Here is a 22,212-nt window from a genome sequence, read left to right as displayed (position 1 = left end):
CCGGCGCAGAAATCGTATAAGGTTGCTTGAATTTATTCGTTTTCTTTCTACAGGCCGAGACCGTACTCTACCGTCTCTAACCTGAAGAAAGACACTCGATGCTTCGCAAAACCTTCATCAGCTCGCTGGCAGCCCTGACCCTTCTGGCGCACGCGCCTGCATTTGCCGCCGACATCAGCCTGCTCAACGTATCGTATGATCCGACGCGCGAGCTGTACCACGAGTTCGATGCGGCATTTGCCAAGCACTGGAAAGCAAAGACCGGCGACAACGTCACGATCAAGCAATCGCACGGCGGCTCGGGCAAGCAGGCACGCTCGGTGATCGACGGCCTGCAGGCCGATGTCGTCACCCTCGCGCTGGGGTATGACATCGACGCCATCCGCGACAAGGGCCTGATCAATCCGGGCTGGGAACAAAAACTCAAATACCGCAGCGCGCCGTACACGTCGACCATCGTATTCCTGGTGCGCAAGGGCAATCCAAAACAGATCCGCGACTGGGGCGACCTCGTCAAGCCGGGCGTTTCGGTGATCACGCCGAATCCGAAGACGTCCGGCGGCGCACGCTGGAACCACCTGGCGGCCTACGGCTACGCGCTGCGCCAGCCAGGCGGCACCGACGCCAAAGCGCGTGATTACCTGGCGCGCCTGTACAAGAACGTGCCGGTACTCGATTCCGGCGCCCGCGGCGCCACCACGACCTTCGTCGAGCGTGGCATCGGCGACGTGCTGCTGGCCTGGGAAAACGAGGCGCTGCTGGCACTGCGTGAACTCGGCCCGGACAAGTTCGAGATCGTCGCACCGTCGGTCAGCATCCTGGCCGAGCCACCGGTGGCCGTGGTCGACAAGACCGTCGACAAGCGCGGTACGCGGCCAGTGGCGCAGGCTTACCTCGAATTTTTGTACGGCGACCAGGGCCAGGACATCATCGCCAAGAACTACTACCGCCCTTCGGTCGAGAAATTCGCCAAGAAATACGCGTCGCAGTTCCCGCAGATCAAGCTGTTCCAGATCAGCGATTTCGGCGGCTGGACCGCGGCGCAGAAAACCCACTTTGCCGATGGCGGTGTGTTCGATCAGATTTATTCCAAGAAATAACCTGTCGCCTGTCCGCGCCTGCGCCCGCGCAGTTCTCGTAAAACGCCGTTCCCGCATCGTGTGGGAACGGCGTTTTTCGTTATCCGGCGACTACCTGCCCCGTCACGTCACCCGCGCGCCACGTTTTCTCTTGAAATATCACTATGCAACACGAAGTGATCATTTCAATAACTCCCTCCTCGACCAAATCAAAGAAAAAAGGATCATCCATGTCAGTCAAACTGAAGAAAATCAATGAGCAAGTCATCGTCATCACGGGCGCCACCAGCGGCATCGGCCTGACCACCGCCCGCATGGCCGCCGAACGCGGCGCCAAATTGGTGCTGGCGGCACGCGCCGACGACGCCCTCGCCCACCTGGCTGAAGAACTGACCACGATCGGCGCCGAGGTCGTCACTGTCACGGCGGACGTGGGCAATATCGACGATGTGGCGCGCATTGGCGACGCCGCGATCGAGCGCTTCGGCCGTATCGACACCTGGATCAATAACGCGGGCATCTCGATCTTCGGCCGGATGGAAGATGTGGCGCCCGAAGACCACCACCGCCTGTTCCAGACCAACTTCTGGGGCGTGGTCAATGGCTCGATGGAAGCGGTCAAGCGCATGAAGCTGCGCGGCGGCGGCGCGCTGATCAACCTGGGCAGCGAGCTGTCGGACCACGCCATCCCGCTGCAAGGCATGTACGCGGCGTCCAAGCACGCCGTGAAGGGCTTTACGGATTCGCTGCGCATCGAACTGGACAAAGAAGGCGCACCGATGTCGGTCACGCTGATCAAGCCAACCGGGATCGACACCATGTTTGCGGTGCACGCAAAAAACTATATGGACAAGGAACCGAAGCTGCCGGCGCCGGTCTATGCGCCAGAAATCGTTGCTGATGCAATCTTGTATGCGGCCCAGCATCCGAAACGCGACGTGTTCGTCGGCGGTGCGGCCAAGATGAATTCGACGGGAGCGCGCTTGCTGCCACGCGTGTTCGATAAATTCCTGCAGGCGACAATGTTTGTGAACCAGAAGCTGGACGTCGACACCGACCCAAGCCGGCGCGACGCCCTGCACAAGCCCGACTACACACGTGAATTGCGTGAGCGCCAGGGCTCGCCACATCACGTCATCGAGCACAGCGAATACACGGCGGCAGCGCTGCGCTCGAAGTACATCAACGCCGCCCTGCTGGGCAGCGGCGCCTTGTTAGCGGCTTACGTCCTGACCCGGCGGAAGACTCGTTAAGAAGTCGGTGTCATCCTCGGTCAGTGGCAGATCGGGGATGGATTCAATGCGGTCGGTGTCGATATCGGCGCCATCCCTGACAACGGCGTCGCGCCCGGCTGCGGCGCGTTCGCCCGTACCGCTGCGGTCGCTGTCGCCCGAGAAATCGGCGTCGCCGACATCAGGCCCGGCCGTTTCACCTGCATGACCGGCTTCGAGGTCGGACGTGGTGCCGCCGTCGAAGTCGAGCGTCTGCTCAGGATCGATATTGCTGGCAAAGCCAGGACCGCCCACGACATCGCTGCCGGTGTCCGACAAGTCGCTCGGGCCGAGTGCGTCGACGCCATGGCCCTTGCCCAGGCTGCGGTCTGGTGCTTCAGGGAAGTTATCCGGATCAAGTGTGCTGGTACCAGTCATAAGGTCTCCTCAATAGTTAATGAACCATGGAGACACATTACTGAATTTCGCCGATTCCTGTCGCAACGCAGGACCGGCGCACGAACGGGCACGGCGCGATCAGAATGCGCGCCGCATCCCGACGTTGAGCGACGAGCCACTGCCCGGCTTGACGCCCGCGTGCACGCCGGCCAGATGCTGGATGCGCGAATAGGCGGCATAGAAATCCATGCGGCGCGAGACGGCGTAGCTGGCGCCAACGGCGACCTGGCGCGCATCGCGGTTGGACAGGTCGCGGTCGTTGCGCCGGATGTAGGAGGCCAGCAGCGTGGTCGAGTGGCTCATGGGCACCGCCACACCGGCCAGCACGTCGCGGCTGTTGGTGGAACGCGTGGCGGCCACGCCGGCGCTGTAGGGATTATCGGGATTGAACAGCGGCGAGTTGCCCCAGCCGCGGCTGGCACTGTAGGCGGCGTACGCCGTGCCCCAGTCGAAGCGCATATTGGCGGCAACGATGGAATTCTTGGCCGCCATCGTGATGTCGATCTGGTCGTAGCGCGTGACCTTGGCCACGTTGCGGTTCTGGTGGGCCGCGCGAATGGTCAGTGGCCCGAGATTGACGCCGACCGACATGCCCCAAGCGCGGCCCGAGGGCGAACCGTCGACATCGCCCTTGCCCCACTTGGCGCCGGTCGACACGCCAGCAAGCTTGCCTTCGTAAGCGACGCTGTCGTCGGCGCGTGCGCCGCGTGGCGCAGCCTGGGCGGCCAGGCCGCCGTGAAACGGATCGCCCACGTCATTGAGCGTTGTGTAGTCGATATTGAATTGCCGGCCCACGGTCAGCGTGCCGGCACCGATGTGCGCGGGGGTTGGCTCGGGCTCGGCGGCAGACTCACGGGTGAAGACGGCATTGCCCGCGGGCGCATTCACGCCATCGGCGCGCGCGCCCAACTGGAGCTGGACCAGACAATCATGCGCGCACACGGTTTCAGGGATCGCAACATTGCCGGCGTCCCTTGCGGTGGCCACCGATTCCTGCGCCGAAGCACATACCGTACTTGAACCCAGCACGGCCATAGCGATGAAAGACATTTTCATGGCGTCACACTCTCCCTGACACCTACTATCCGCGAAATGCCGCGAATCCATCTGTCTATTACTTCACATTACTTTACAGAAGCGCCTGCTTCCAATCCGGCACTGTGCAGTACGTGCAACCGATCATACGCTACCGGCGCAGCGCCGCAAAGCCTGCTGGCTCCCATTCGCGCAGTGCAAGCAGCAAGCCGGTACCACGCCGCTGCGCCAGCGGCGCGGCCAGGCTTTCGTCGTGCAATTGCGCAAAGCGGCTGCGCAACTGGCGCAGCTCCTGCTGCAGCTTGGCGCGCGCGCTCTCGGTCAGCATCCCATGCGCAAAATCGAGCGACTCGCCCACCCCGCCGAACGCACCGGCCACGAATTCGGGCAAGCCCTGCTCGCGGAAGTACGCCCGGATCGGCCCGTCAGGCAACCAGTCGAAATCGCGCGCCACGTTCACGCGGATGCGGTTGCCGGGCAAGAGCGAGATCAGTTGCAGGCGGTCGAGATGGAGCAGGTGCTGCACGCATTGCGCTTCGGTCAGGGCATAGGCGCCGAGGATGTCGAGCATGCGCCAGTGATTCAGCGCGCATACGGCGACGAGCAGCAGCTTCGGATCCGACACCAGCTCGGCTTCCTGCCCGGCGCTGAGCGTGCGCAGGCGGCGCTGGCCGGCCTGGGCTTCCTGCGTGATCTCGGCCAGCGTGAAGCCGAGCAGGCTGCAGATTTCGACGATCCGGTCGAGGGTAAATTGCTCGCTGGCGAACAGGCGCTTGACGCTCGGCTCGGACAAGTCGAGCGCGACGGCAACGTCACGGTAGGTCAGCCCCTGCAGTTTCAGCTGACGCTTGATGGTGGCAATGATCTGACTGATCTGGTTCATGGAGGCTACTGGCAATCGCAAAGGACAACTTGGGGCGTGAAGGCCAGCCTGCGCCTCAAATCGGTACGGCAGCCAGCGCCACCGCATTCTTGCCGCCGCGCTTGGCGGCGTACATGGCATGGTCGGCGCGCGCCAGCCAAGCATCGAGATCGGGCTTATCGCCCGGCGCAAACACCGCGACGCCAATGCTGGCGCCCACGGTGACGTCGGTGGTGCTGAGCGCATATGGCTCGCGCAGGCGGTCGAGCAGCTTCCAGGCAGTTTCCTCGGCATCGGTGCGCGAGGTCAGCATTTCCAGCACGACGACAAATTCGTCACCCGCCAGGCGCGCGACCATATCGGTCATGCGGATCGACTCGGCAAGGCGCGCGCCAAACTGGCGCAGCAGCTCGTCGCCTTCTTCGTGGCCGTGGTTGTCATTGACCGCCTTGAAGCCATCCATGTCGATGAACAGCAGCGCCGCCGGACGCCCACCCCGGCTGGCGCGGCCCATCGCTTCGGGCAACGTTTCGAGCAGCGCCCGCCGGTTCGGCAAGCCCGTGAGCACGTCGCGCAGCAGCAGCGCCTGCAGTTCCGCCGTACGCTGCGCCACCTTCGATTCCAGGTGTTCATTCATCTGCTGCAGGGCGCGCCGGTATTGTTCTTCGCTCTCGACCAGGTTGCGCATCGTGCGCGACAGCATATTGGCTTCGTAGAAGCCCTGGATATGCGGAATCGTCGGCAACTCGTGACCGCTGGCAGTGGCTTCCGTCACCCGCTCGATCGCTTCGCCCAAGCGCGTCATCGGACGCGCCAGGCGCTGCGCCAGCAAGGCCGCGACGACGGCGAGCACCACGCCCAGCAAGCCGCTCCACATCAGCATCCGGTGCTGCAGCAGCTTGGCACTCTGTAACGCCTTGTCTTCGTCCTGGCGCACCAGCACCGCCCAGTTCAGCGACGCCTCGTTGCCGATCTGGCCCGTCTGGCTATAGCCGGTGAGATAGGTACGCCCATCGGGCCACGCTTCACGCAGCGCGCCCGTGTCGCCGAGCCTGGCGCGGCGCAGGCTTTCCGTTGAAATCTTTTTCTCGACCAGTTCTTGCGGGCCAAGCATGACGGTCCCGTCATTGCGCACGACCAGGATCTCGGCGCCGTACTCGCGCAGCGCCGGCGTCAGGAGCTTGCGCGCCTGGCGCCGTGCCCAGTCCCAGCTCAGGTGCAGGCCGAGCACGGCAAACATCTCGCCGTCGTGGCTGAACACGGGCGTGGAGACATCGACAAATCGCCACGGATCGGTACCGTGGGGCATGAGCTTTTCAAGCATGACGGCAGGATGGTAATCGGTGGCGCGCACGCCGACCTGGCCCGACTTGAACCAGGGCCGGGCGCTGACGTCGGCGCCTTCGAGCTGGCCTTTGGTCGAGGCAGTGACCTTGCCATCGATGTCGGCCAGGCCGATCCAGGCGTAATCGGGGAAGGTTTGCTGCAGGCTTTCCAGCGCAACGCGCGCGGACGCCGGGCTGCGCGCGTTGCGCACTTGCGGCAAGGCGGCCAGCAGGCGGGCGTCGCCCGTGGCCTGCTCGACCACGCGGTTGAGCGAATCGCGCATCTGCCATGACAACTGTTGCAGCCGAAGCTGCGCTTCAGCATTGGCCTGGCGCACCGCAAAATGGTTGACCACCGCCAGCAGCAGAGCGACCGTCAGTGCCACCGTGGCGCACACGGCCAGGGTCATCAGGGTGGACAGTCGAAATCTACAGAGCAAACCTTGCATGTGCGGTATTAGCAAACGGGTAATAGCTCATCATGATAGCGCCGAAACCGGGAGTGAATTCGGATTAATTCAGATGCGCCGTGGAAATACATTTCCAGGCCGCTATTTTGGATGAATTGCAACACTGTAACGGAGATAGGGGGCACTGACTATCTTTACGCTGCGATGGCACCCGAACCCTGGCTGCGCTCGGGTACCGCCGGTGCGCTGGCTGCTCGCGTACTATTACCGACAACCGTTCAACCACCGATCAAGAGGCCCATTCATGTTGCATCGTTCCCTTCCTCCCCTGCTTGCCATGTCGCTCATCGTGGCCGCCTCTGGCGCAACCGCATCGCCAGACGCACCGGTGATTACCGTCGACACGGGCAAGGTGGCAGGCTCGAGCGATGCAGGCATCGCCAGCTGGAAAGGGATCCCGTTCGCCGCCCCGCCGGTGGGCACGCTGCGCTGGCGCCCGCCAGTACCCGCCAAGCCGTGGCCGGGCGTGCGGCAGGCCACCGCCTACGCGGCCGATTGCATGCAAGTGCCCTTCCCCAGCGACGCCGCACCGCTGGGCACAACGCCAAGCGAAGACTGCCTGTACTTGAACGTCTGGAAGCCGGCCGATGCCAAGGGCCCACTTCCCGTGATCGTCTGGATCTATGGCGGCGGCTTCGTCAACGGGGGCGCGTCGCCCCCAACCTATTCCGGCGCTGAACTCGCGAAACAGGGCGCGCTTGTCGTCAGCTTCAATTACCGCATCGGGCGCTTTGGTTTCTTTGCCCATCCACAGCTGACGCGCGAGACGGGCACCAGCGGCACTAAAGGCGTGGTTGGCAACTACGGCTTCATGGACCAACTCGCGGCGCTGGAATGGGTCAAGCGCAATGTGGCGGCGTTTGGCGGCGATCCGGCGAATGTCACGATCGCCGGTGAATCGGCGGGCGGCATGTCGGTCAATACGCTGCTGACTTCGCCAATGAGCAAGAGCTTGTTTGCCAAGGCAGTGGTCATGTCGGGCGGCGATGGCGGGACGGCGCCGACGCCGCTGGCGGACATCGAACGCATTGGCGTGAATTTCGCCGCCGGCAAGGGCATCGCGGCGGACGATCCAAAAGCGCTGGAGAAACTGCGGGCGCTGCCGGCAGACGCAATCGCCGACGGTTTGAACCTGGCCAACTTCATGCAGCGCGACAAGCCGACGTACCACGGGCCATATGTCGACGGCAAGCTGGCCATCGATTCACGCGCCGCGTTTGCCGAAGGCCGCATGCACAAGGTGCCGGTGATGATCGGTGCGACCAGCGCCGATATCGGCGGCAAGACCGGGTATATGGTGGCCGGTGCGCGCAGCCTTGCAGCGACGCTGGCCGGGCACGGCGCGCCCGTGTATGCGTACCGCTTTTCGTACGTGCACCAGGCAAATGAAAAACCGGGCGCTGGCGCCGGGCATGCGACCGATATTCCGTTCTTCTTCGACACAGTGGCGATCAAGTACGGCGCGCAGGCGACGGCCCGCGATCTTGGCATGGGCAAGACGATGAGTACGTATATGGTGAATTTTGCGAAGCGCGGGGATCCGAACGGGGCCGGACTGCCAACGTGGGAACGCTATGCGCGTGCGGCCGACGCCATCATGGACTTCACCGCCAACGGAACCGCAGTGATGGGCAAGGATGCCTGGGGCGCCGACATCGATGCGGCGCAAACGACGCCCGCCAAGGCTGGCGAGCGTCGCTGAAGCGCCAGTTTCTGGCGCTCGGATTTACATCAGGCCAGTTGCGCCTGGAACGTAATCGCGTTCGGGCGGCGCGTCGTCACGGCTTGCACCGGGGCTGACACGGCGGCCGGCGCGACCTTGAACACACTGACGCGATCGGCCAGCCCGGCAGCGCTTTCCTGCAACGAGGTGGCAGCGCTGGCAGCTTCCTCGACGAGGGCGGCGTTCTGCTGCGTCACCTGATCCATCTGGCTGATCGCGTGGTGAATCTGCTCGATGCCCGAGCTCTGCTCGGCGCTGGCCACACTGATCTCACCCATGATGCCCGCCACCCGGCGCACGCTCTGCAAAATTTCTTCCATCGTTGCACCGGCCTGGTCGACCAGGCGCGTGCCCGCATCCACCTTGCTGACCGAGTCGCCGATGAGTTCCTTGATTTCCTTGGCGGCGCTGGCCGAACGCTGCGCCAGATTGCGCACTTCGCTCGCAACGACGGCAAAGCCGCGGCCCTGTTCACCGGCACGCGCTGCTTCGACTGCTGCATTGAGCGCCAGGATATTGGTCTGGAACGCGATGCCATCGATGACGCCGATGATATCGACGATCTTGCGTGCCGACGCATTGATCTCGCCCATGGTACCCACGACTTCGGTCACGACTGAACCACCACGGGTGGCGATCTGCGTGGCCGATGCCGCCAGCTCATTGGCCTGACGTGCATTTTCTGCATTCTGGCGCACGGTGCTGGTCAGCTCTTCGACGGATGCAGCCGTCTCTTCGATCGCGCTGGCCTGCTGCTCGGTACGCGCCGACAGGTCCATATTGCCGGCAGCGATCTGGGTCGACGCCGTGGCAATCACTTCACTTTCACTGCGCACATCCTTGACGATGCCGGCCAGCGATGCGGTCATGTCACGCAAGGCAGCCAGCAGCTGGCCGAATTCATTGGTCGACTTGACCGGCGCCTGGACACTCAGGTCGCCATCGGCAACACGGCGTGCCACGGCCACGGCCTGCATCAGCGGCGTATTGATCGCACTGACCAGGTAGAACGCGGCGCCGATGCTAAGCAGGATCGCCACGACGATGGCGGCAATCACGACCGTGTTGAGCACGGCGAGTTCCTGGTGCAGTTCCTTGCCCTGGCGGATGTTGCGCTCGCTCATCAGCTTCTGCAGTGCCGCAAATGCCTCGGTCGACTTGTTGTAGGTCGGGTTGATCTGCTTGCCGAGCATCAGGTTGGCGTCATCCCACTGACCGGATTGAATCGCGCGCATGGCATTGCCGATCATGTCGATGCCCAGATTGTCGCTGGCCGTCATCCATGCAGCAAAACGCTCGCGCGTTTCGGGGAAGCGCAAACTCGCCTGCAGCTCCTGCTGCTCCTTGCGCATCTCTTCGCTGTTCTTGGCGATGAAATCGCTGTGGAACGTCAACGGGTGGTTGTGCAGCGACGCGTGCTTGTTTTCAGGATTGTGCTGCAGCGCCTGCAGGATATGGCTGCGGTTGGTTTCCATGCGCATTTTCAGGTCGGACATGCCGATCTGCTGGTTGGCCGTGGTGAGCGCGAGGTTTTCGAGGAGGTCAACGGAGCGCTGCGTGGCGTGGTAGCCAAGGGCGCCGACGGTGATCACGGCAAGGATAAGCAAGCCGATGACGGCGGCGATCACGTACTTGATGCTGAAGTTTTTCATGATGGATGGGAAGTGGGGCGCAAGCGATGTCGCTGAGGGGGTCGATTATCCACGCACTTCAGCCAGATTTCGAAAAAGAAACATGGCTTTTCGTCTGACAATATTTACAGTTGTTGTTTGGGCAAGAGGCCAAACAACAACTTAGGATTGGAAGTCGTCGAAGGCAGTGCTCCAACAGGACTCGCCTTGGTGACAGAATTATTTTTTCAGATTTGCAGGTGCCAAATTCTATCAAACGCTTAGTTAGAAGATATCGACCTATACTGATTCCAGTGTAGCCCGATTTGCGTCGGGGGACACTTGTCTAAAGTTCAAGTCCGATGCCTAGCAACTTTTGTACAATCGAACGACGTCATGGCCTCGTCCAACAGCTATAAATTTCAAACTGCATCACTTCAAGGTATTTCGCCTATAAGTAAGATTATCTGATTAAACCCAGATTAGATGATGCTAGCTATATGCTGCGGGATCCAAAAGAATGACGACTGTCCGCACATGAGTGCCTTGATTAAATATTTTTTCACTTACCCAATCGCGCTATCTGCATCCAAACCGTACAATAATTTTCGAAAATTACTCAGTTAATAAATTATTTACTTCTATTTCGATCAAGCGCTCTCATAGGTACAAACTATTTCCAGACAGCTTAATTGCGTACGCATTCCCATCAGGCGAATTGTTATTCAATCGAATACCCGTACTGTATTCTGGGTGATAATAAGATGGATGTGCAAAATATGCTTCAGCACCGGTCCTCAAGGCTTGGAGGCACATCGCGACCGAATGCGCCTTAGGTCCGAACGGAGCATATACAGCAGGAGAACTTCCATTTGATGTAATTAAGTTAATTCGATCAAAGCAACCAGATATATCATACGCTGCAACCCGCGATATCTGACGATCATCATTCAAACTTACATTGGCATCTACCCGTCTAACAAATTCCCAACCTTTTCTCACGTTGTCGGGATTTGATGGAAACGGAAATATTAGTGATATCCTCGATCTGGGGTTGGAATAAGTTTTCTTGAGCCAATCAGGCAAACTGAATGGCAGAAAACCAACTCCAACAATTACCTGTTTTATAGTTTTTTCCGTTTGTGCTGGATCATTCGCAAATGTAGGTAAATGACTGGCATCTTGGGCATCGAATGCTAGATCCTCATGAGTATATTTCTCAGGAATCATACAGGTTACTACTAGATTTTCGACAACTTGGGAGGCTATTAGCCAGCGCAATATCGGGAAAAGAAATCTCTCTGGCAATGTAGATACATCCAAAATTACGTTTCCGGCTTTGCCACTTGCCAACCAACTATCAACCAGCCGCTTTAGCGATCTTATCGGATCAAAAATCCCAAACACATGATTTTCTCGGGCTAAAAAATTAGTTTCTATCTCAAAAATTCTTCTATTTTGATCGCGACGAATTTCACTCAGATTCGAAAACTGAGATGGCTCGTCGACAATTTCCAAAAACGCCGCATGACAGAGCTTAAAGGTTGAGTTTCCATGGCGCAAAGTCGACAGACAACGATCTTGCGTTGAGATGACACCAATGAGAAACCATTCCAGATTCTGCAGGGACGGGGAACCGAGAAGCCATTGCAGCTTACCCCAAGGCCGAAAAGCTCCATTGATCATAAAATATTGTCGTCCCACAAACTTTTTTGTTTATTCTCTTGCACTTCGTCAATCTTGAGAGCTTTCCGCTCGATTTGTTTGGCGGTCAGTGCAGCCGAGGTTCCTTGCATCCAACCTGATATTTCTTTTGCGGTAACATATTCTGGCTCTTTAGTGTGAACACTAGGAATACGAAAATACGGACTCAATATTGGCGTCAGATAATATTTTGTACGGCGTTCACCTTTCTTTTTTGACGTGTGTTCCGCTTGCACTAGGTCTCCATAACTAACCGCATCCATCAAAAAGTCCCTGATCTCTACGTTGGCCAATAGGTCGCCATTTTCAATCGAAAACCCGTTTGCACCGGGATTTGACATGGACTTATCATTGGTCAAACTGACATACAGACGCTCACCCAAGGCATCGACAAAAGTTTTTCTTTTAAATGCGTTCGGTCCTTCAGTCTGTTTCGAACGCCATTCGCTACTGGCTTCTCGAACGCCTTGGCTCTGCACCTCTTGCCTAATTGGAAAACTGAAGTCATTGAATTTTCCGCCCCGTCGTTCGCGAAGCCAAGCATCCCATATATGTTGGACAATAAACAGAAATAGTAAAATTTGTCCATCGCTTAAACTTAATACATCCCCCTCTCCGCTCCACATTGGCGCTTGCCGATTAGCTGATGCCAACTGCATTAAAGCAAGTTGAACACGCTCTTTCTGCCAATATGGTTTGTCGGTCCAAGGTAAAGAACCATCACTTGGAGGCTGCACATTTGATATTGCGCCTTTTTTTGGAACAATCTTTTGCCTAATCCAAGCACTAGCGAGCCAAGCTGAAAGTATGTCTTCTGCTGATAATCGCTTCACATATTCGATCCAATTCCCGGGTGTTTCGGACGGCAAACCCAAAACTGCAACTTCAATCAATCGACGTCGACTTTCGGGATTAGAGACATACGCGTCAGCACGCGAAGTCGCGGTCAGACTTTTACCAAGAACGATACCCATTGAAGGAACAACACCTCCTTCCATATACTCGCTGCCCTTAATTCTTCGGAGAAAAATATCCTGAGCAAACTCAGGAAATCGCCATGTGGCCCGATTCTCACGACGTCGGAAAATTTCGTCCATATCGTGAATGTCGAAGTCACGCTTGCGTTCTAGCACATCATTTGTGCGATAAATCGCAGGCCTCTCGTCCCACCCATGCGTACGAGTACCAATCCGATAGGATACTCTACCATCACGCGCGCCTAACGCTTTATGGATAAGCTCCTGACAGATAGTTCCATATTGAGTTCCTAGAACGTTAAGGGTCGTTAATTGTTCATATTGATCAATACGAACAAAAATTTTTGTCTTTTCATCGATAACGTCCGTTTGGCGAAGGGCATCTACTGCTTTAAGTATTGGGTCGCCGATTACTGTTTTCGTCTCGGTAATCGACAACGGCAACTCATCGACATTAAGATTTAAATATCTGCGATAATTTGCAATTCTTTCGCTAATTTTTGATTTGAGAGAATTCAAATCATCTACGCCATCTAACGCTCCGAACCAACAATCATCGGTAGAAAGCTTTCGCGCGAAGTCATCTAACCTTTCGTAACTACCTTTAAGTCCAATCTCACTTTTTAAGTCTGCGTCCCCTGCTTCATAAAAGAGGCAAATTGAATCAATAAGATCAGAAACCACCCAATAATTGAAAAAATCAGCAAATAGAAGAGCCAGCTCCTGAAACTCTTTAGGTGTTATTCCTTTGTCTATTAACTGAGCAAATTCAAGGATTCCGCATTTTCTTAAATTAATCCCTGCTCCGATGAACTGAGAAGCACGCGGAGGCACAGGAAATTGTACATTCGCACGCCTGTATGCCAATCGTAACTCAGGGCGCAGCAGATTTAGCAACATCGTCTTCCCGGTCCCTTGTAGACCACGGATGATTACATTGCCAGACTCGAATACCACTCCTGAATGCTCTACAATAATTGGGCTAAAAAAACGCACCAAATCATCTTCAGAAATAGCTTCGCTTAGATAAAGATCATGAAAAGGATTACTCGCCATATATACCTCTAGTCGCGGCTGTGCCTCGGAAACAATGGACTCCAAGATTTACTCTTGGGACGCCAATGAATTATTGGCAGAGTATTATCAGGAGTGTTGCTGTACATAACTACCAATCCACCAGTAGGTTTGTGATGAGGATATCCATAGGGATGATATGGCTTTAGAGGACCTGGAAGTAGCCCACCACCAACCTGCGGATACGTATCATTCAGTAACTTCCGAACTGCGTCTGTAAATGGACCGTTATTGGTGAATGGACTTTGACTGGGCGTTAAGAAAGCTGTAGATGGAAGCTCCATAACAGCTTCGTACTTAAAGGCTCCGGGACGCGCGTAACATATATTTTCTTCGGTAACTCGCATTCGTGATACTCCATCAGGGCATATCACAAGTGGGACAAATAATACCTGCAATCCGGGTATCTTCGTTGCGAATTCAACAGCCTCGATGGCTTGTGAACCACCGCCAACAAAATCTTCCAACAATACTAGCCTTGTAATGCCACTACGCCTTACGTACTCAGCTATCTTTTTTGGATCGCCAAGTTCGTATAGCGAGCGCCAATCAGGTCGCAGACTCGCTCCTGCGGCCAAATTGTTTATATGAAAAAATGCATTCACTCTGAAGCTGTCAGATACTGGGCAGAACCATGTTCTACTTGCGGCTTCAATAAGTCGAAGATGGGAATCTACTGAACTGATGTCAATGGCTTCCACGTCAATTAACCAACGGGCTATAGGTCCTTGATATGCACACCTGTAAAGTTCTTCAAACTCTACTGGCCCAATATAGAAAATTTCGGTAATAAGTTTGAAAAGCGTCCGCCTCTCATCATCGGACGCAACATTATTAATCCAACGCTCTAAGCGCTGCTCAAAATCACCATCTCCGAATTTGTCAGGCTCATATGTGTGATAAAGCCACTTTTCGAGATTGGTAATTCTTAATCGCAAAGCTGCAGATTCGTTATCTCCCCAGCCTTGAACAAGAGATTCAATTGATATACTCATTTATTCAAAAACGACGTGACTAGTTGTGCGACGCTGTAAGCAAGGGGAGGCGGAACTGCATTTCCGATCATCCTAAATTGTTGAGTGAGACTACCGGCGAACGAGAAATTATCTGGAAAACCTTGAATTCTTGCTGCTTCACGGACCGTAAAACCCCTATTTTCCAGTGGGTGTAGAAACAATCTGAAGTCACCAAATCTGGTATCTACAGTTCGGCTCGGACTTTGAAGCTCAAGACGCCGAAATTTTCCATTAAATGTGTTCGTTAAGTCATGATAATCCCCCACCTGCCGAAGATAGTTTTTATGAACTAGACTTTGAACTACATCCCCCCCATATATACTTGTTAGCAATTTTGTACAAACTGGGTCGGCATCCCCAAAATCACGACGGCGAACCTGTCGACGCAGTTTTAGAACGTTGCATAATAAAACACGTTCCATCACAGTTGTAATTCCAAAGACTTCAGGAATGTCCCACGTGTGTATAACTCGATCACCACCTCTCGAATTGGTCAGCTTTTGACCCTGGCCAATTCTTCTCGCAATTTTATAGTCGTCCGAATTTTTATCGAGAAGTATTGGCTGATGATTCGCAAGACCGGTCAAATTACCAAGAACATCCCCAAGAGATATAGGAGGCAGCTTTTTCATTTGAAAATCACTTACGACACCAGTACGCCAGGCAATAAGGAAGATACGTTTACGTCGTTGTGCAACCCCAAAGTCGGCGCTATTCACATGCAGATTCTTGGGTGCTATACCCTTGTGCCCTAAGTTGCTCATGCAATGCTGTCCAGTATTTTTTATGTTCCCCTGATAAAGCACCTGGCACATTTTCAGCAACAACGACTTTTGGCTTCATCTTGGACGAAACTTGAGCAGCCACAAAAAGCAATGAATTCCTTGGGTCATCGACCTTTCGCAATCCTGCTGTCGAGAAACCTTGGCATGGCGATCCTGCCAATAGAACGTCTATCTCGACCGCAGGATCTAAACGGGGTAGTTCTTTTGTAAGGTCAAGTTTGCTTACTGGATGTTTGAAATTGGCTGAATGAACCAGTAGCGCAGCGTCATCAATATCAACACTAAGGACACCTTCAAATCCTGCGTCTGAGAAACCCAAGTCAAGTCCGCCACAACCTGAAAATAGACTTAGATATTTGGGAGCCGAGTTGTAAAACATTTTAATTTACAGTAAACCTGTATCTATTTCGGGGTCGAGGACACTAACTGCAGTCAGAATATGGGAAGATAAAAGTTTTTTTACTCAATATTTTACCTCAATTTCTCGATCTCTGTACCCATTGCAACTCCTCTACAACCGTAATATTAGCTCCTAGAAGAGTGTAGGGTCGACTTTCATAATCTCCCCACTGTTTCCAGATACGGTCTCATGACATTCGCTACCCGGCAGATCTCGGCATAGCGCCACAGGTCGTCCATCTTCGCACGCTTATCGTTCCAGGCTTCGCGCAAGGCCTCGAGCGCTACGTCGAGGCCGATCTTGTTGCGGAATTTGAAGCAATCAGCAACCGTCTTCGCGACGTTGAATACGCGTACCTCGGCACCACCAACGTCTACAATCTCGACGCCCTCGGTCATTGCCAACCCCGACATGCGGATGATCCGGAGCGGCGGATAATCGAAGCGCGGAGCACGAGCCTTGTGTGGGATGGCGAGCCAGATGTCGGACGACTGCTGCGTGGTCAAATCATGAAAACGCAGCGCGGAAAGCAGGCACAGCACCCCGCTTTCGCTGCGTGCAGCTACTTCAGCAAAGCTTTCGTGCTCCGACGCAGCCCGGTCGGGCAGCGTATACAGCCCGCGGCCGAGTTTGAGCAACCGCCCGTCGTCGGCCAGCGAGGCGAGCAGCGCGCGCGGTGCACCGGCAATGTCGACATCTCGTGTACGCAGTATGCCTTTGGACTTTGCAAGTGCAAGAATTCGTTCAGCTGATTCGCTCATGTGGCCAGTCTATACAAAAGATCGGCACTTATCCATATTTGCCGACATATTGTGCATTGCTTCTCAATATGATTACTCGACTGGACAGGAGGACTGCGAACTGCAACGTTGAAATTCCCTCGATGAGAAGACGAAAAAAAGCCCCAGCATGTGGGGCTATTGCTTAGTATCCTTGGCGGAAGCGGTGAGATTCGAACTCACGAACGGCTCACACCGTCGGCAGTTTTCAAGACTGCTGCCTTCAACCACTCGGCCACGCTTCCTGTTGCACGGCATTATACATAATCATAGGCCGGATGAGGGAGTTCTGAGCCAGGCAAGACAGTGGCGCTCACGCACGATCTCCCTCTCACCCTACCAATGCCCAGTTCTCCCGCAACGCCTTCTCGAACGCATACGCCGGCAACGGCGCCGCATACAAATACCCCTGCACCTCGTCACATCCAGCGCCGCGCAAGAACGCCAGCTGATCCAGCGTCTCGACACCCTCCGCAATCACACGCAAACACAACTGCCTTGCCATGCTGATGATCGTCCCCGCAATCGCGCAGTCACTCCCATCCGCCGGTATCCCCATCGTAAACGACCGGTCGATCTTCAAAGTATGAATCGGGAACCGCTTCAGATACGACAGGCTCGAGAACCCGGTCCCAAAATCGTCCAGCGACAGCGACACGCCCAGCGCCGTGATCTGGTCCATGATCGCCGTCACGCGATCCACGTCGTGCATCAGCGTGCTCTCGGTGATCTCCAGCTCCAGCCACGACGGATCGAGCTGATAGCGCCGCAGCGTGGTGGCCACGCGCTCCGGCAGCGATGGCGTGAATTCGCGGGCCGACACGTTCACCGCGACGCGGAACGGGGCGATGCCCGAACGTTGCCAGATCGACGCCTGCGCGCAGGCTTCTTCCAGCACCCACTCGCCCACCTGCACGATCAGGCCCGTGGTTTCGGCCAGCGGGATGAATTCGCCGGGTGGCACGATGCCGCGCTCGGGATGCATCCAGCGCACCAGCGCTTCCGCGCCCACCAGGCGACCGCTGGCGATTTCGAACTTCGGCTGGTAGTACAGCACCAGCTCGCCATTGCCCAGCGCATGGCGCAGGCCGGATTCGATGCGCATGCGCTCCTGCATGCCCTTGTTCATGTCCTGGCTGTAGAACGCGACGCTGCGGTCCGGGTTGGCGTCGTCGCCCTTGGCCCGTTCCATTGCGATGTCGGCTAGCGCCAGCAGCGTTTCGGCGTCGTTGCCATCCTGCGGGTAGACGCTGATGCCGATGCTGGCGCCCACGCGCAGGTCGTGGCCGGCAATCATGAAAGGCGCGTCGAGCGCGGCCTGGAGCTTTTGCGCCACCGTGGTGGCTTCGAAGTGCTGGCGCACGTCGGCCAGGCCCACTGCGTATTCGTCGCCCGACAGGCGCGCCACCAGATCTTCGTCGCGCAGCGTGGCCTTGAAGCGCTGGCCGACCTGCTTGAGCAGTTCGTCGCCGATGCGCCGGCCCAGCGTGTCGTTGATGCGCTTGAAGCGGTTCAGGTCGATGAACAGGATGCAGCCGGCCGTCTCGTTGCGCTGCGCCACCATCAGGGCCTGGTCGACCAGGCGCGCGAACAGCGTGCGGTTCGGCAGGCCGGTCAGTTCGTCGTAGTAGGCCAGATGGTGCAGCTGCTCTTCGGCCTGCTTGCGCTCGGTGATGTCGGTCAGGTAGGCGATCAGGCCGTTCGGGCGGCCGGCCAGGTCGCGCAGTGGCGAGAGCGACAGGCTGGCCCAGAAGATGTCGCCCGACTTCTTGCGACGTTTCACCTCCATCATGCGCCCGCCGTGCTCGGCGAACAGGTCAGGCAGCGCGCCGCCCTCCTCGTCGCCCAGGTCTTCATCGGCGTACAAGAACAGGATGTTGCGGCCTACCGCTTCGAACGATGTGTACCCGAACAGGCGTTCAGCGCCCCGGTTCCAGCTGGTGATGTAGCCCATCTGGTCCATCGTCAGCACCGACTCGTGGATCTGGTCGAGGATCTGCGACTGGTGCGCCAGTTGCGCTTCCATCTGGGCGTAGGCGTGGGTCGAGCGCTGCGCCAGCGAGTGCATCTGCATCAGGCTTGCCGTCAGTTGCGCGAGCGCGGCGAGCGCGTGCGCGCTGGCCTCGGCATGGTCGTTAAAGCCGCTCACTTCATACCAGCCGAATTGCTCGAGGCCCACGGCCACCGCATGGCGCAGCACGCGCCCGCCGGGCACGCCCGGATCGACCAGGCCCGGGCCGGGGACAAAGCGGCCCTGCGCGCTGCCCGTCAGGGTGCGCACCAGGCGGCTCAGTTCCAGCACCAGCGCGTCGCCGCGCAGGCGCAGGACGGCGTCGCAGACGGCGCTCGTGCCCTGGACGAAAGCGGTCGGGGCCAGTTCGCGTACGTCAGACATTGCGGCCCACCTCGATTGCCCAGTGGTAGGCGTGCAGCTGGCTGCTCCACCAGTGCTCCAGGCTCACGCCGGCGGCCTGCAGCACCGTCTCGGTCGGATTGGCGTCGACCAGTTCGAGCCACGCGCCCAGCTGGCCGCTGTGGTTGACGAGTGCGCCATAGACGTCCTCGGGCAAGTACAGGTCGCCCGCGATCTCGGACATCGGCATGTGCAGCAGCCGGTCAAGCAACGAGAACACGCCGGTCATGAAGGCGAGGTCCTGCGCATCGCGGTCGTCGCCCTGCAGGCGTGCGAGCGCTTCGAGCTGGGCGCCGCGGCGCGCGGCCAGCGGTAGCAGCAGGTTGGGCAAGCCATCCGGTTGCTGGCGCGCGTACAGCAGCAGTTGCAGCCAGCGCTGCAACTGGCGCCGGCCGAGCACCGTGATCGCTTGCGCGAAGCTGGTTATTTGCGTGGTGACGGTGAACGCGGCCGAATTGACCAGTTTGAGAAGGTTGTAGGCCAGTGCCGGATCCTGCTTGACTTGTTCTTCGAGCTCGCACGAGTCGGCGTCGCGCGCCAGCAGACCGAGCAGCGTGAGGATGCGGCGGCGCGAACTGCCGTCGTCGTCGGGCGACGGCGCGATGTCCGGATCGTAGGCATAGTCGCCGATGAACCAGTCAAAGCCCGCGATCTCGCAACCGAAGAAGCGGCGCGCGCTGTCGACGCCGTAAGCGATGTGCGGGGCGAACAGGGCCACCAGGCGGCCGGGCGGCAATGGGGCGACGCGGCAGTTGCGCGCGACCGAGCGCAGCGCGGGCGGCGCGGTGACGCCGTCGGGAATGTCGCCGTCCAGCCAGATACGGTAACCACAGGCATGCAGTTCGACGAGCTTTTGCGCCACACCATCGGTGGCCAGCGCGTTCGCGTCGACCACGAAACCGACGCGATCGGCGGGCAACAGCACCAGCACCTCGGCGGTCAAATGGAGCGGGTCGTCCAGCGTCAGCAGGCAGTCGAGCGGCGCGACAGCGGCCAACAGGTCGGGTGTGCCGAACACCGTGTGCAGGCGCTGCGGCAGGTCAGCGCCCGGCGCCAGGCGCACGTTGAGCGCGACCCATTCATTTTGCGCATTCGCGACCGGCTCGATTGCCACCAGCGGATATGTTTCCTGCTCTGCCATGGAAAGTTTCAAAGTAGTATCCAGGCAATCTTATTGCACCGAATGCCATAAAGCAAATCGAAGTTTCCTACCGGACAGCCCGTATTGACCATCAGTTACCACCGGCGCGCTGGACCGCGAACCGGATCAGCTCTGCCTGGCCTTCGATACCCAGCTTGCGCTTGATATTCAGACGGTGCGTTTCGACCGTGCGCACCGACAGATCGAGGTCGCGCGCGATCTGCTTGTTCGACTGGCCGGCGGCGATATGCCCCAGTACTTCGTGCTCGCGCGCCGTGAGCTGATCACTCGGGGCGGCCGGATTGGCCAGCTGGCGCGCCAGTGCAGCGCTGTAATAAATGCCGCCGCCCATGACGGTGTCGATGGCCAGCACGATGTCCTTGCCCGGCGCATCCTTGAGCACGTAACCGCGGGCACCGGCGCCCATCGCCTGGCTGACGTATTCCGGTTTGTCGTGCATTGACAACATCAGGACCGCAATGCCGGGAAAACGCGCCGTAAGCTGGAACGTGGCTTCGATACCACTGCCGCCGCGCATGTTCACGTCCATTAGTACCAAATCGGGATGGTATTCGCCGGCGCGCTCGAGCGCCTCGGCGCTCGAACCGGCTTCGGCCACGACGTTCAGGTGCGGCGCCGACTCGAGCCGCGCGCGCAGACCGTCGCGCACTAAAGGGTGGTCGTCCACCAGCAGAATCTTCACTTCTTTCGTTTCACCGTTCACTGCCCTACTCCTTCAAGTCGATGCTGGCCACCACGCTGGTGCCGCTGGACGTCGAATCGACCGACAGGCGTCCGCCGATCGCTTCCATCCGTTCCATCATATTCCTCAAGCCGATGCCCCGCTTCGGGTGCACGGCCACGTCGTCGGTGTCGAAGCCCACGCCATCGTCGGCAATCGACAGGCTGACGCGGTTGGCCACGCGCTCGAGCGAGAGCTCGATGGTGCCCGCCTGGGCGTGGCGCTCGACATTGGTCAGCGCCTCTTGCGCGATGCGAAACAGCACCGTGCCGACCATGTCGGGCAACGCATCCACGGCGCCGACGGCGCGAAAGCGCACCGGCGTGCCGGCGTCCTCGCCGAATTCGCGGGCCAGGTATTCCAACGCCGGCGCCAGGCCCATGTCGTCGAGCAGCGTCGGGCGCAGGTCGTGCGAGATGCGGCGCACTTCGCCCAGCACCGTGTTGACCTGGTCGACGGTGCGTTCCAGGCCGGCGCGCGCCTGCTCGCGCTTGCCGGCATCGCCGTCGAGGCGGATGATGCCCGCCTCCAGCTGCAGCTTGACCGACACCAGCGCCTGGCTGATCCCGTCGTGCAGGTCGCGCGACAGGCGCGCCCGTTCTTCTTCCTGCGACTCCACCACGCGCTGGGCCAGCGCGCGCAGCTTGGCGTCGGCCAGGCGCCCTTCGCTGATGTTCAGCGCCAGCCCGCCACCGGCCACGCCGATTGTCGCCAGCGTGGCCAGCACGGCCATCCACAGCAGCGTCTGGTCGCTGTTGCGCGACTGCTGGGCCTCGACCAGTTCGAGCGCCGCCTCGACATCGTCGAGATAAATGCCGGTGCCCATGACCCAGCCCCAGTGCGCGACCGGCACCACGTAGCCGAGCTTGGGCGCCGCCGTCTTGCTCGACGGCTTGGCCCACGTGTAGCGCAGGAAGCCGCCACCGCCTTGGGCCAGTCCGATCAGGCGCTGGATGGTGAGTGAGCCGGTCGAGTCGCGCCAGTTCCACATGTCGGTGCCGACCAGTTCGGGCTGGCGCGGATGCGCGAGGTTCTTGCCGCGCGTGTCATACACAAAAAAGTAACCGTCGCCGCCGTAGCTCAGCGACGACAGGATGCGGATTGCCTCGGCCTGCGTGGCCGGGTCGCTGCGCCCGCTCTGGGTCAGGTGCGCAATCGAGCGCGTGGCGAGTTCGACGTAGTGGCGCAGCTCGGCCTCCTTGCTGGCCAGGTAGGCGCTGCCGATCGTGTCGCGCTGCTGTTGCGCGAGAGTGACAGCTTGCTGGCGGACATAGAGGGTAATCGCGCACAGGGCCACGACCAGCGGCGCGACCGCCAGCATGATGACTTTTTGCTTGAGCCGCATGGGCCGACTGCCTTCTGATGGGGAAAGCAAGGCATTTTACGTGCGTTACGGGCATGCGTCCT

General features: G+C 58.3%; 18 protein-coding genes and 1 tRNA gene. 3 read left to right on the top strand and 16 right to left on the bottom strand.

What is annotated here, in order from left to right; genetic code table 11:
* The first annotated feature begins 98 nt into the window (after positions 1 to 98).
* Both ACZ0AJ_RS04995 and ACZ0AJ_RS04990 read left to right on the top strand, forming a co-directional pair.
* Complete coding sequence (locus ACZ0AJ_RS04995) at positions 99 to 1,100, top strand: sulfate ABC transporter substrate-binding protein (RefSeq protein ID WP_499452980.1); 1,002 nt, start codon at positions 99 to 101, stop codon at positions 1,098 to 1,100.
* 209 nt (positions 1,101 to 1,309) lie between these two features.
* The gene (locus tag ACZ0AJ_RS04990) at positions 1,310 to 2,332 is read left to right on the top strand and encodes an SDR family oxidoreductase (protein ID WP_499452979.1); all 1,023 of its coding nucleotides are present in this window, start codon (positions 1,310 to 1,312) and stop codon (positions 2,330 to 2,332) included.
* On the opposite strand, the gene ACZ0AJ_RS04985 is transcribed toward ACZ0AJ_RS04990, so the two are convergent.
* The 4 genes from ACZ0AJ_RS04985 to ACZ0AJ_RS04970 form a co-directional block, all read right to left on the bottom strand.
* Positions 2,294 to 2,728: a hypothetical protein gene (locus ACZ0AJ_RS04985; protein ID WP_183550623.1), complete on the bottom strand. Its 435-nt coding sequence runs from the start codon at positions 2,726 to 2,728 to the stop codon at positions 2,294 to 2,296. The two genes, ACZ0AJ_RS04990 and ACZ0AJ_RS04985, sit on opposite strands and share 39 nt — an antisense overlap.
* 99 nt (positions 2,729 to 2,827) lie before the next feature.
* A complete protein-coding gene (locus ACZ0AJ_RS04980; RefSeq protein WP_499454077.1) occupies positions 2,828 to 3,799 on the bottom strand; it encodes a porin in 972 nt (323 codons plus the stop codon).
* A 136-nt stretch (positions 3,800 to 3,935) separates the two neighbouring features.
* Positions 3,936 to 4,667 (bottom strand): helix-turn-helix domain-containing protein, encoded by a 732-nt coding sequence (locus ACZ0AJ_RS04975; RefSeq protein ID WP_499452977.1) that lies wholly within the window; start codon positions 4,665 to 4,667, stop codon positions 3,936 to 3,938.
* Positions 4,668 to 4,722: 55 nt separating this feature from the next.
* Entirely contained in the window at positions 4,723 to 6,381 is a 1,659-nt protein-coding gene (locus tag ACZ0AJ_RS04970; RefSeq protein WP_499452976.1) for a diguanylate cyclase domain-containing protein, read from the bottom strand.
* 304 nt (positions 6,382 to 6,685) lie between these two features.
* Between ACZ0AJ_RS04970 and ACZ0AJ_RS04965 the strand changes: the two genes are divergently transcribed.
* Positions 6,686 to 8,143 carry a carboxylesterase/lipase family protein gene (locus ACZ0AJ_RS04965; RefSeq protein ID WP_499454074.1) on the top strand — a complete coding sequence of 486 codons (1,458 nt, stop codon included), beginning with the start codon at positions 6,686 to 6,688 and terminating at the stop codon, positions 8,141 to 8,143.
* 29 nt (positions 8,144 to 8,172) lie between these two features.
* On the opposite strand, the gene ACZ0AJ_RS04960 is transcribed toward ACZ0AJ_RS04965, so the two are convergent.
* From ACZ0AJ_RS04960 to ACZ0AJ_RS04905, 12 genes are all read right to left on the bottom strand, one after another.
* Entirely contained in the window at positions 8,173 to 9,816 is a 1,644-nt protein-coding gene (locus tag ACZ0AJ_RS04960) for a methyl-accepting chemotaxis protein (protein WP_499452973.1), read from the bottom strand.
* 618 nt (positions 9,817 to 10,434) lie between these two features.
* The gene (locus tag ACZ0AJ_RS04955; protein ID WP_499452972.1) at positions 10,435 to 11,460 is read right to left on the bottom strand and encodes a hypothetical protein; all 1,026 of its coding nucleotides are present in this window, start codon (positions 11,458 to 11,460) and stop codon (positions 10,435 to 10,437) included.
* Positions 11,457 to 13,511, bottom strand: coding sequence for an ORC-CDC6 family AAA ATPase (locus ACZ0AJ_RS04950; RefSeq protein ID WP_499452971.1), 2,055 nt, complete (start codon positions 13,509 to 13,511; stop codon positions 11,457 to 11,459). Before ACZ0AJ_RS04950 ends, ACZ0AJ_RS04955 begins: the two co-directional genes overlap by 4 nt.
* Positions 13,512 to 13,519: 8 nt before the next feature.
* Positions 13,520 to 14,524 (bottom strand): phosphoribosyltransferase-like protein, encoded by a 1,005-nt coding sequence (locus ACZ0AJ_RS04945; RefSeq protein WP_499452970.1) that lies wholly within the window; start codon positions 14,522 to 14,524, stop codon positions 13,520 to 13,522.
* On the bottom strand, positions 14,521 to 15,264 hold the full coding sequence (locus ACZ0AJ_RS04940; protein WP_499454071.1) for a DNA cytosine methyltransferase: 744 nt from the start codon (positions 15,262 to 15,264) through the stop codon (positions 14,521 to 14,523). Before ACZ0AJ_RS04940 ends, ACZ0AJ_RS04945 begins: the two co-directional genes overlap by 4 nt.
* On the bottom strand, positions 15,257 to 15,709 hold the full coding sequence (locus tag ACZ0AJ_RS04935; RefSeq protein ID WP_499454069.1) for a DNA cytosine methyltransferase: 453 nt from the start codon (positions 15,707 to 15,709) through the stop codon (positions 15,257 to 15,259). Before ACZ0AJ_RS04935 ends, ACZ0AJ_RS04940 begins: the two co-directional genes overlap by 8 nt.
* A 176-nt stretch (positions 15,710 to 15,885) precedes the next feature.
* On the bottom strand, positions 15,886 to 16,491 hold the full coding sequence (locus ACZ0AJ_RS04930) for a type IV toxin-antitoxin system AbiEi family antitoxin domain-containing protein (RefSeq protein ID WP_499454067.1): 606 nt from the start codon (positions 16,489 to 16,491) through the stop codon (positions 15,886 to 15,888).
* A gap of 173 nt (positions 16,492 to 16,664) precedes the next feature.
* Positions 16,665 to 16,754: transfer RNA gene (locus ACZ0AJ_RS04925), tRNA-Ser, on the bottom strand.
* An 86-nt stretch (positions 16,755 to 16,840) separates the two neighbouring features.
* On the bottom strand, positions 16,841 to 18,904 hold the full coding sequence (locus tag ACZ0AJ_RS04920) for a putative bifunctional diguanylate cyclase/phosphodiesterase (protein WP_499454065.1): 2,064 nt from the start codon (positions 18,902 to 18,904) through the stop codon (positions 16,841 to 16,843).
* Positions 18,897 to 20,075 (bottom strand): HDOD domain-containing protein, encoded by a 1,179-nt coding sequence (locus ACZ0AJ_RS04915; RefSeq protein ID WP_499452968.1) that lies wholly within the window; start codon positions 20,073 to 20,075, stop codon positions 18,897 to 18,899. The genes ACZ0AJ_RS04920 and ACZ0AJ_RS04915 overlap by 8 nt, the downstream gene beginning before the upstream one ends.
* A 79-nt stretch (positions 20,076 to 20,154) precedes the next feature.
* On the bottom strand, positions 20,155 to 20,787 hold the full coding sequence (locus ACZ0AJ_RS04910; protein ID WP_499452967.1) for a response regulator transcription factor: 633 nt from the start codon (positions 20,785 to 20,787) through the stop codon (positions 20,155 to 20,157).
* A gap of 4 nt (positions 20,788 to 20,791) precedes the next feature.
* Positions 20,792 to 22,150 carry a cache domain-containing protein gene (locus ACZ0AJ_RS04905; RefSeq protein ID WP_499452966.1) on the bottom strand — a complete coding sequence of 453 codons (1,359 nt, stop codon included), beginning with the start codon at positions 22,148 to 22,150 and terminating at the stop codon, positions 20,792 to 20,794.
* Positions 22,151 to 22,212 lie beyond the last annotated feature (62 nt).

It is taken from the genome of Telluria sp. AC161 (assembly GCF_979258535.1).
This window is presented reverse-complemented; position numbering and strand designations above follow the sequence as displayed.

What these genes read in the sequence shown, in the direction of transcription:
- ACZ0AJ_RS04995 (WP_499452980.1), top strand. Translation starts at nt 99, where the DNA reads ATGCTTCGCAAAACCTTCATCAGCTCGCTGGCAGCCCTGACCCTTCTG.
- ACZ0AJ_RS04990 (WP_499452979.1), top strand. Translation starts at nt 1,310, where the DNA reads ATGTCAGTCAAACTGAAGAAAATCAATGAGCAAGTCATCGTCATCACG.
- ACZ0AJ_RS04985 (WP_183550623.1), bottom strand. Translation starts at nt 2,728, where the DNA reads ATGACTGGTACCAGCACACTTGATCCGGATAACTTCCCTGAAGCACCA.
- ACZ0AJ_RS04980 (WP_499454077.1), bottom strand. Translation starts at nt 3,799, where the DNA reads ATGTCTTTCATCGCTATGGCCGTGCTGGGTTCAAGTACGGTATGTGCT.
- ACZ0AJ_RS04975 (WP_499452977.1), bottom strand. Translation starts at nt 4,667, where the DNA reads ATGAACCAGATCAGTCAGATCATTGCCACCATCAAGCGTCAGCTGAAA.
- ACZ0AJ_RS04970 (WP_499452976.1), bottom strand. Translation starts at nt 6,381, where the DNA reads ATGACCCTGGCCGTGTGCGCCACGGTGGCACTGACGGTCGCTCTGCTG.
- ACZ0AJ_RS04965 (WP_499454074.1), top strand. Translation starts at nt 6,686, where the DNA reads ATGTTGCATCGTTCCCTTCCTCCCCTGCTTGCCATGTCGCTCATCGTG.
- ACZ0AJ_RS04960 (WP_499452973.1), bottom strand. Translation starts at nt 9,816, where the DNA reads ATGAAAAACTTCAGCATCAAGTACGTGATCGCCGCCGTCATCGGCTTG.
- ACZ0AJ_RS04955 (WP_499452972.1), bottom strand. Translation starts at nt 11,460, where the DNA reads ATGATCAATGGAGCTTTTCGGCCTTGGGGTAAGCTGCAATGGCTTCTC.
- ACZ0AJ_RS04950 (WP_499452971.1), bottom strand. Translation starts at nt 13,511, where the DNA reads ATGGCGAGTAATCCTTTTCATGATCTTTATCTAAGCGAAGCTATTTCT.
- ACZ0AJ_RS04945 (WP_499452970.1), bottom strand. Translation starts at nt 14,524, where the DNA reads ATGAGTATATCAATTGAATCTCTTGTTCAAGGCTGGGGAGATAACGAA.
- ACZ0AJ_RS04935 (WP_499454069.1), bottom strand. Translation starts at nt 15,709, where the DNA reads ATGTTTTACAACTCGGCTCCCAAATATCTAAGTCTATTTTCAGGTTGT.
- ACZ0AJ_RS04930 (WP_499454067.1), bottom strand. Translation starts at nt 16,491, where the DNA reads ATGAGCGAATCAGCTGAACGAATTCTTGCACTTGCAAAGTCCAAAGGC.
- ACZ0AJ_RS04920 (WP_499454065.1), bottom strand. Translation starts at nt 18,904, where the DNA reads ATGTCTGACGTACGCGAACTGGCCCCGACCGCTTTCGTCCAGGGCACG.
- ACZ0AJ_RS04905 (WP_499452966.1), bottom strand. Translation starts at nt 22,150, where the DNA reads ATGCGGCTCAAGCAAAAAGTCATCATGCTGGCGGTCGCGCCGCTGGTC.